6 protein-coding genes are annotated in these 4,744 nt (G+C 70.8%); 2 read left to right on the forward strand and 4 right to left on the reverse strand.

Features of this window, described 5'->3' with window-relative positions:
* Positions 1–33 precede the first annotated feature (33 nt).
* A complete protein-coding gene (locus ACQKIP_RS40130; RefSeq protein WP_365852616.1) occupies positions 34–501 on the reverse strand; it encodes an RDD family protein in 468 nt (155 codons plus the stop codon).
* Between the two features lie 217 nt (positions 502–718).
* On the opposite strand from ACQKIP_RS40130, the gene glnA reads away from it, so the two are divergent.
* A complete protein-coding gene (gene glnA, locus ACQKIP_RS40135) occupies positions 719–2,128 on the forward strand; it encodes a type I glutamate--ammonia ligase (protein ID WP_361198907.1) in 1,410 nt (469 codons plus the stop codon).
* A gap of 97 nt (positions 2,129–2,225) precedes the next feature.
* Here the strand turns inward: glnA and ACQKIP_RS40140 are convergent, their stop codons facing one another.
* Entirely contained in the window at positions 2,226–2,840 is a 615-nt protein-coding gene (locus ACQKIP_RS40140) for a CGNR zinc finger domain-containing protein (protein WP_365853440.1), read from the reverse strand.
* A 194-nt stretch (positions 2,841–3,034) separates the two neighbouring features.
* Here ACQKIP_RS40140 and ACQKIP_RS40145 point away from each other — a divergent pair, with 194 nt between their 5' ends.
* Positions 3,035–3,847 (forward strand): MBL fold metallo-hydrolase, encoded by an 813-nt coding sequence (locus tag ACQKIP_RS40145; protein ID WP_365852614.1) that lies wholly within the window; start codon positions 3,035–3,037, stop codon positions 3,845–3,847.
* 3 nt (positions 3,848–3,850) lie between these two features.
* On the opposite strand, the gene ACQKIP_RS40150 is transcribed toward ACQKIP_RS40145, so the two are convergent.
* Both ACQKIP_RS40150 and ACQKIP_RS40155 read right to left on the reverse strand, forming a co-directional pair.
* Positions 3,851–4,639 carry an ABC transporter ATP-binding protein gene (locus tag ACQKIP_RS40150; RefSeq protein ID WP_365852612.1) on the reverse strand — a complete coding sequence of 263 codons (789 nt, stop codon included), beginning with the start codon at positions 4,637–4,639 and terminating at the stop codon, positions 3,851–3,853.
* Positions 4,636–4,744, reverse strand: a 109-nt coding sequence (locus tag ACQKIP_RS40155) for an iron chelate uptake ABC transporter family permease subunit (protein ID WP_427745301.1), incomplete at its 5' end; no start/stop codon positions are given. The genes ACQKIP_RS40155 and ACQKIP_RS40150, both read right to left, overlap by 4 nt.

Consider the following 4,744-nt stretch of genomic DNA (forward strand, 5'->3'; position numbering starts at 1 on the left):
GTTCCGGGGCCTTCGCCGTACGTAGCCGTGAGCTCAGATCCGCACCTGAACGGCGCGTGCGAGGCGGTCGTGCAGGCCGCGGCCGTCGCGGTCCCAGATCAGGGCCGGGATCGCCACGCAGAGCAGGACGCTGCGCAGGAGGACCCGGACGATGCCGAGGCGGCCGCCGCCCTCGGCGATGACACGCAGCCGGAAGAGGGCCTTGCCGGGGGTGCAGCCGACCGTGCCGACCGTCAGGACGGTCATGACGAAGAAGATGCCGAGCGCCCAGTTCCCCATCGCCTGCTGGTCACCGCGAGCGAACAGGCCGTATGCGATGAGCATGCACAGGGCCCAGTCGACGACGACCGCGCCCATGCGCCGTCCGGGCCGCGCGATCGAGCCCGGCCCCTCCTCCGGCAGGCCGAGCTGCTCGCCGCGGTATCCGAAGTCGACGCCCGCGTCCTCTGCCGCCGCACGAGGGCCGGAGAGCCACGAACCGATTACTTGCCTGTTGTCCACCCGTCCACGGTACTGCGCCCGTTTTCGTACGAGGACGGTCGGGGTAGGGCGAATGACACCTGGCCCGAACTCGCCTCGGTTAACTTCGGCGAAACAAATGGGTCATGCTTGAGAAATCCCCCGTCCCTATGGTCGGGTCCCAGCGTGTGCCACCGCACTGGCCGCACAACGAGCTGCAACCCCGCCCCGCCTGGGGGTCGGGAGTAGGAGGAGTTGGATGTTCCAGAACGCCGACGACGCAAAGAAGTTCATCGCGGACGAGGACGTGAAGTTCGTAGATGTCCGGTTCTGCGACCTGCCCGGAGTGATGCAGCACTTCACGATCCCGGCAGCGGCGTTCGACCCGAACGAGGAGCTGGCGTTCGACGGGTCGTCGATCCGCGGCTTCCAGGCCATCCACGAGTCCGACATGGCGCTGCGCGCGGACCTGTCGACCGCCCGGGTCGATCCCTTCCGCCGCGACAAGACCGTCAACATCAACTTCTTCATCCACGACCCGATCACGGGCGAGCAGTACAGCCGTGACCCGCGCAACATCGCCAAGAAGGCCGAGGCCTACCTCGCGTCCACCGGCATCGCGGACACCGCGTACTTCGGCCCCGAGGCCGAGTTCTACGTCTTCGACAACGTCCGCTTCCAGACGTCGGCGAACGAGAGCTTCTACCACATCGACTCCGAGGCCGGCGCCTGGAACACCGGTGCGGTCGAGAACAACCGCGGCTACAAGGTCCGCTACAAGGGCGGCTACTTCCCGGCCCCGCCGGTGGACCACTTCGCCGACCTGCGTGCCGAGATCTCCCTGGAGCTGGACAAGAACGGCCTCCAGGTCGAGCGCCAGCACCACGAGGTCGGCACCGCCGGCCAGGCCGAGATCAACTACAAGTTCAACACGCTGCTGGCCGCGGCCGACGACCTGATGCTCTTCAAGTACATCGTGAAGAACGTCGCCTGGCGCAACCAGAAGACCGCGACCTTCATGCCGAAGCCGATCTTCGGCGACAACGGCTCGGGCATGCACGTCCACCAGTCGCTGTGGTCGGGCGGCGACCCGCTGTTCTACGACGAGCAGGGCTACGCCGGTCTCTCGGACACCGCCCGCTACTACATCGGCGGCATCCTCAAGCACGCCCCCTCGCTGCTCGCCTTCACCAACCCGACGGTGAACTCGTACCACCGCTTGGTCCCGGGCTTCGAGGCGCCGGTCAACATGGTCTACTCGCAGCGCAACCGCTCGGCGGCCATGCGTATCCCGATCACGGGCTCCAACCCGAAGGCCAAGCGCGTCGAGTTCCGCGCGCCGGACCCGTCCTCGAACCCGTACCTCGCGTTCTCGGCGCTCCTGATGGCCGGCCTGGACGGCGTCAAGAACAAGATCGAGCCGCCGGAGCCGATCGACAAGGACCTCTACGAGCTCGCCCCCGAGGAGCACGCGGGCGTCGCCCAGGTCCCGACCTCCCTCCCCGCGGTCCTCGACGCCCTCGAGGCGGACAACGAGTACCTCCAGGCGGGCGGCGTCTTCACGGCCGACCTGATCGAGACGTGGATCGACTACAAGCGCACGAACGAGATCGCCCCGATCCAGCTGCGTCCGCACCCGCACGAGTTCGAGCTGTACTTCGACATCTAAGCCGACCCGGCCGTCAGGTCTGACGGTCTGATTCAGCAGCGAGGGCCGCTGCCTCCCTTGGGAGGTGGCGGCCCTCGCTGTTGTGTCGGGTGTCTGTTCAGGCCGGTTTCGGTTGGGTGCGGCGGGCGTAGGCGCGGGCTGCTCGGGCTCTGTCGCCGCAGCGCGTGGAGCACCAGTGGCGGCGGCCATGGCGGAGCAGGTAGCGGTTGCAGGGCGGGGAGCCGCAGGCGGTGAGGCGGGTGGCGTCGGGGGCCGTGAGGAGGGTCGCGGCGTCCGCGGCGAGCGTGGCCAGGGCGTGCTCGACGATCTGCGTGGTGGGGTGGGACGCGGCGCGGTGCAGGCCGCGGGCCGGGTCCCAGTGGAGGAGGGAGGCCGCCGGGGCTCTGGTCAGGGCTTCGTTGACCGCGGCCAGTGCGGTCGGCGGGGGCGGGCAGTCGTCGAGCCTGGCGGCGAGCAGGGACCGGATCTGTTCCCGCAGGGTGCGCAGTTGGGCCGTGCACATCTCCTGGAGGCCCGCGTCCGCCGGGGCCAGGTCGCGGGCCGTGAGCCACTGGTTCGCGGCTTCCGGGGTGCCGAGCAGGTCGGTGAACTGGCCGCCGGGCAGGGCGATGGCGCTGTTGGCGAAGTCGAGCGCGGGGTACTGCTCAGCGCCCGGCGCGGGTGGTGGCGCCGGGGCCGCTACGCCTGCGGCACTCTCCGTTCCCGCGGGCATCGCGGCCCCCCGCCCCGCGGGCCCTGCGGCCCCCCGCTGCGGGGGCGCGTTCGTCGGCTCCGGGGGCGCGGTCTTCGGCTCGGCGGTCGCTGTTTCCTTCACGTATCTCATGGTACGCATTGCCTTCATCCGTGAGGAACGGCTACCGTTTATCACGGATAGACTTTCCCCCACCCGTGAGGCATGTGTCTTTCATGGCTGCTGCGGCTACTTTCGGCACGTCCGGCTCGCAAGACGAGCAGATCCCCGTCCGCGTCCTCGGCGGACCCACCGCCTTCTTCGAGTACGGCGGACTCAGGTTCCTCACCGACCCGACCTTCGACGACCCCGGCGACTATCCGGCCCCCGGCGGCGCCGGTCTGACCAAGACCGCGCCCGCCGCCGCCTCCCCCGGCGACCTCGGCCCCGTCGACGTCGTCCTGCTCTCCCACGACGAGCACCCCGACAACCTCGACAACTCCGGCCGCGCCCTGCTCCCCGGCGTACCGCTCACCCTCACCACGCCCGGCGGCGGGCTCCGGCTCCGCGACAGCCTCGGGGACAAGGTGAAGGGGCTCGCCGACTGGGAGTCCGTCGACCTCGACCGGCCCGGCGGCGGGCACGTGACCGTGACCGGCGTGCCCGCCGTGCACGGGCCCGGCAGGCGCGAGGACGTCGAACCGATCACGGGCGAGGTCGTCGGCTTCGTCCTGACCGGCGAGGGGCTCCCGACCATCTACGTCAGCGGTGACAACGCCTCTCTCGACGCGGTCCGGGAGACGGTGGAGCGGTTCGGGGGCGTGGACACCGCCGTGCTGTTCGCCGGTGCTCCCCGCTTTCCGTTCCTGTTCGGCGGCGCGCCGATCGTCCTCGACAGCAACCAGGCCGCCGAGGCCGCTCGGATACTCGGGGCGCGGCGCGTCGTCCCCGTCCACTGCGACAGCTGGGCCCACTTCACCGAAGGGCGGGACGAGTTGGCGTCCGCCTTCGCCGCCGCCGGTCTCGCCGACCGGCTGCGGGCGGACTGAGGCTCACCCCCGCAGGAAGCGGATCGACGGCCGCGCCCCCGGGCCGTCGTCCGCCGGTGTCACCACCGCCCGCACCCCGTACACCTTCGCGATCAGCTCCTGTGTGATCACCTCGGACGGGGTGCCCGACGCGTGGGCCACGCCCTCGCGCAGGACCAGTACGTGGTCGCAGAACATGGCGGCCAGGTTCAGGTCGTGCAGGGCGATCACGCTGGTCAGGGGGAGGTCCGCGACCAGGGCCAGGAGGTCGAGCTGGTGCTGGATGTCCAGGTGGTTGGTCGGCTCGTCCAGGAGGAGTTCGCGGGGGTCCTGGGCCAGTGCCCTTGCTATCTGGACCCGTTGGCGTTCGCCGCCGGAGAGCGTGTGCCAGGACTGGGCCGCTCTGTCGGTCAGGCCCGTGCGGGCCAGGGCCTCGCGGACCGCCTCGTCGTCCCGTGGCGTGGCGGGGGACCACGCCCTGCGGTGCGGGATGCGGCCCAGGCGTACGACGTCCTCCACCGACAGCTCGACCTGCGTGGTGGCGTGCTGGTCGACCACCGCCACCCTGCGGGCGACCGTGCGGCGGCCCACGTCACGCAGGGGCCGGCCGTCCAGGGTGACCACCCCCGACGCCGGGGCCAGGACGCCCGCCAGGATGCGCAGGAGGGTGGACTTGCCCGAGCCGTTCGGGCCGAGCAGGCCGACCGTGGCTCCGGGCGGCGGGGCCAGGGTGACCCCGTCGACGATGAGGTGGCCGCCGGCTGTTCTGGTCACCCGGTCGGCGCGCAGGCCGGGGTTCGCGTGCGGAGTCATGTCGTCTTCCGGGTGCGGTAGAGGACCAGGACGAAGGCCGGGACACCGATCAGGGACGTCACCACGCCCACCGGGACCTCCTGCGGGTCCAGGACCGTGCGGGCC

The organism is Streptomyces sp. NPDC059900 (assembly GCF_050270335.1).
GTDB lineage: Bacteria > Actinomycetota > Actinomycetes > Streptomycetales > Streptomycetaceae > Streptomyces.

Bases quoted from the DNA above. Each gene is read 5' to 3' on its own strand.
- glnA (WP_361198907.1), top strand. From the start codon at position 719: ATGTTCCAGAACGCCGACGACGCAAAGAAGTTCATCGCGGACGAGGAC.
- ACQKIP_RS40140 (WP_365853440.1), bottom strand. From the start codon at position 2,840: ATGCCCGCGGGAACGGAGAGTGCCGCAGGCGTAGCGGCCCCGGCGCCA.
- ACQKIP_RS40145 (WP_365852614.1), top strand. From the start codon at position 3,035: ATGGCTGCTGCGGCTACTTTCGGCACGTCCGGCTCGCAAGACGAGCAG.
- ACQKIP_RS40150 (WP_365852612.1), bottom strand. From the start codon at position 4,639: ATGACTCCGCACGCGAACCCCGGCCTGCGCGCCGACCGGGTGACCAGA.